Annotated in this window: 4 protein-coding genes; 2 read left to right on the top strand and 2 right to left on the bottom strand. The window is 66.5% G+C overall.

What is annotated here, in order from left to right:
- Positions 1–447 (bottom strand): aldo/keto reductase (locus ABSF49_RS21200; RefSeq protein ID WP_424114615.1); only part of this gene is annotated, 447 nt, incomplete at its 3' end.
- A gap of 107 nt (positions 448–554) precedes the next feature.
- Between ABSF49_RS21200 and ABSF49_RS21205 the strand changes: the two genes are divergently transcribed.
- A complete protein-coding gene (locus tag ABSF49_RS21205; protein WP_424114616.1) occupies positions 555–1112 on the top strand; it encodes a TetR/AcrR family transcriptional regulator in 558 nt (185 codons plus the stop codon).
- 413 nt (positions 1113–1525) lie between these two features.
- On the opposite strand, the gene ABSF49_RS21210 is transcribed toward ABSF49_RS21205, so the two are convergent.
- Complete coding sequence (locus ABSF49_RS21210) at positions 1526–2740, bottom strand: NADP-dependent isocitrate dehydrogenase (RefSeq protein WP_424114617.1); 1215 nt, start codon at positions 2738–2740, stop codon at positions 1526–1528.
- A 212-nt stretch (positions 2741–2952) separates the two neighbouring features.
- Between ABSF49_RS21210 and ABSF49_RS21215 the strand changes: the two genes are divergently transcribed.
- Positions 2953–3300, top strand: a 348-nt coding sequence (locus ABSF49_RS21215) for a cation diffusion facilitator family transporter (RefSeq protein ID WP_424114618.1), incomplete at its 3' end; no start/stop codon positions are given.

Genomic DNA, 3300 nt, shown 5'->3' on the forward strand with positions numbered 1-3300 from the left:
CTTGACCACGTCGTGCAGCGCTTCGAGCGTCTCCTCCATCGGCGTGGTCGGGTCGAGGCGATGGATCTGGTAGAGATCGACATTGTCCATGCCGAGGCGGCCGAGGCTGTGGTCGATCTCGGTCATCACCGCCTTGCGCGACAGGCCGGCGCCGTTCGGGCCGGGCCGCATCGGGTGCCTGAGCTTGGTCGCCACGACGAGATCGTCGCGGGCGCCGAAGGCCTTGAGGGCGCGGCCGAGAATCTCTTCGCTCGACCCTTGCGAATACATGTTGGCGGTGTCGAAGAAATTGATCCCTTGTTCGATCGCATGGCGGATCAGCGGCCGGCTCGTCGCCTCGTCGAGCGACCACACCGGATGCCCGCGCGTCGGATCGCCGTAGGTCATTGCGCCGATGCAGATGGCGGAGACGTCGAGGCCGGTTCGGCCGAGCTTCACGTATTGCATGCGGCGGTCCTGGCTGGCATGGACAAGCGGAGAGGTCTCCGGTCGCCAGGCTCAATACCGGAGAACTCTCCGTTTCGTCAAGCGGCGAACGGAGCCTGGGGGCGCGCATGATCGACGTAGGCGAGAGGCGGCGGGCCGACGCGCGGCAGAATCGCGAGCGCATTCTCGAGGCGGCGCGCGTCGCCTTCGCCGCCTCGCCGAACGCTTCGCTCAATTCGATCGCCAAGGCGGCCGGCGTCGGACCGGGCACGCTCTATCGCCACTTCCCGACCCGCGAGGCGCTGGTTCTCGCCGTCTATCGCAAGGAGATCGCGGCGCTGGTCGATCTTGCGCCGGCGCTGATCGCCGCGCAGCCTCCGCCCGAGGCCTTTCGCGCCTGGTGCGATCGCCTCGCCGATTACGGCCGGATGAAGCATGGGCTCGCCGAGGTGCTGCATGCGGCGATCACCGACCGCGACCATGAGGAAACCTATTGGCCGATGGTCGGCGCGCTCGACCAATTGCTCAAAGCCTGCGCCGCGGCCGGCGCGTTCCGCGCCGACGTCGACGCCGAAGACGTGCTGCTCGTCTTCGGCTTTCTCTGGCGCATCAAGCCGGGCCCGGGAAGCAAGGCCCAGGCTCGGCGGCTGATCGACTTGCTGATCGACGGGCTGCGGGCGGGGTGAGGCGCATCGCGGCGACAGTTCGAAAAAAGCTTCCTGAAAATCAGAAAGCAGGTTAGAATCCAGCTTTCGGATCGAGCAAGGCGGGGTTCGCGCCGACCGAGGAAGGCCAATATTTCGACAGGCGAAGCGAAAGGACGCCTAAGCCGCTGGAAAGTCGGGAACCGGCGAAATTTCCGCGCTTCGTTTCCGGCGCAAATCGACGCAAAACGCAGCAAAAACGAGGCCGCCCGCTTCGCTTTCGCTTCGCTCGATTTCGCTTCGTTTCGCCGAGCTGCGCCCCTTCTCCCGCTCGCGGGAGAAAAGCCTGCCCCCGGGCGAAGACCCGGGGGTGGCCAGGCGAAGCCTGGCCGGATGAGGGCGAGTCACGGGCGCCTGCCCTCACCCCAGCCCTCTCCCGCAAGCGGGCGAGGGGGTCACTTCGCCATCGCGGCTTTCAAATTCTCGTCGATCTTGTCGATGAAACCCTCGGTCGACGCCCACTTCTGCTCGGGGCCGACCAGCAGCGCGAGGTCCTTGGTCATGAAGCCGGCTTCGACGGTCGCGACGCAGACCTTCTCCAGCGTCGAGGCGAAGCGCGCCAGTTCCGCGTTGTCGTCGAGCTTGGCCCGGTGGGCGAGGCCACGCGTCCAGGCGAAGATCGAGGCGATCGAATTGGTCGAGGTGGCGCGGCCCTTCTGGTGCTCGCGGTAATGGCGGGTCACCGTGCCATGCGCGGCTTCCGCCTCGACCGTCTGGCCGTCGGGCGACAGCAGCACGCTGGTCATCAGGCCGAGCGAACCGTAGCCCTGCGCCACCGTGTCCGACTGCACGTCGCCGTCGTAGTTCTTGCACGCCCAGACATAGCCGCCCGACCACTTCAGCGCCGAGGCGACCATGTCGTCGATCAGCCGGTGCTCGTAGGTGACGCCGGCGGCGGCGAACTTGGCCTTGAACTCGGTCTCGAAGATCTCCTGGAACAGGTCCTTGAACCGCCCGTCGTAGGCCTTGAGGATGGTGTTCTTGGTCGACAGATAGACCGGGTACTTGCGGATCAAGCCGTAATTGAGGGAAGCGCGGGCGAAATCGCGGATCGAGTCGTCGAGGTTGTACATCGCCATCGCGACGCCGGCGCTCGGGAACTTGAACACCTCCTTTTCGATCACCTTGCCGTCGTCGCCCTCGAAACGGATGGTGAGCCGGCCCTTGCCGGGGACCTTGAAGTCGGTGGCCTTGTACTGATCGCCGTAGGCGTGGCGGCCGACGACGATCGGCTGCGTCCAGCCCGGCACCAGCCGCGGCACGTTGCGACAGATGATCGGCTCGCGGAAGATGACGCCGCCGAGGATGTTGCGGATCGTGCCGTTCGGGCTCTTCCACATCTCCTTGAGATGGAATTCCTTCACCCGCGCTTCGTCCGGCGTGATGGTCGCGCATTTGACGCCGACGCCGCAGGCCTTGATCGCGTGCGCCGCGTCGATCGTCACCTGGTCGTTGGTGGCGTCGCGATGCTCGACCGAGAGGTCGAAATACTGCAGCTCGACGTCGAGATAGGGATGGATGAGCTTGTCGCGGATGAGCTGCCAGATGATGCGGGTCATCTCGTCGCCGTCGAGTTCGACGACAGGGTTCTTCACTTTGATCTTGGGCATCGGCGGCTTTCCCGGCGTTTGCGGCGTGGCGAGGCGGAAGGAAGGCCGTATAGCATCGCCCCCGCGACGGTCAAAATCCTGCTTTCGACGGAGGCGCGCCTCGCCTCCTGCGGCAGCCGGCGAGGGGCGAACGGCGGCGCTCGCTTGACGGGTCCTGTCCGCAGCAAGACGATGCGCGCTCCCGCCGTCCGCCGTCCGGAATCCCGCCGCCCATGAGCGACAATCGTCCCGCCCACGCTCACGTCTTCCTCGGCGCCGCGCACGCTCAGAGCGAGCGCAACGTCTGGGCGGTGATCGCGCTGACCGGCGCGATGATGGTGGTCGAGATCGCCGGCGGCGCGATGTTCGGCTCGATCGCGCTCATCGCCGACGGCTTCCACATGAGCACCCACGCCGGCGCGCTGCTGCTCGCCGCGCTCGCCTATACGCTCGCGCGCCGCCGCGCCGACGATCCGCGCTTCACCTTCGGCACCGGCAAGTTCGGCGATCTCGCCGGCTTCGCCAGCGCGATCGTGCTGGCGATGATCGCGGCGCTGATCGCCTACGAGTCGATCGGCCGC

It is taken from the genome of Roseiarcus sp. (genome assembly GCF_049514155.1).
Classification (GTDB): Bacteria; Pseudomonadota; Alphaproteobacteria; order Rhizobiales; family Beijerinckiaceae; genus Roseiarcus.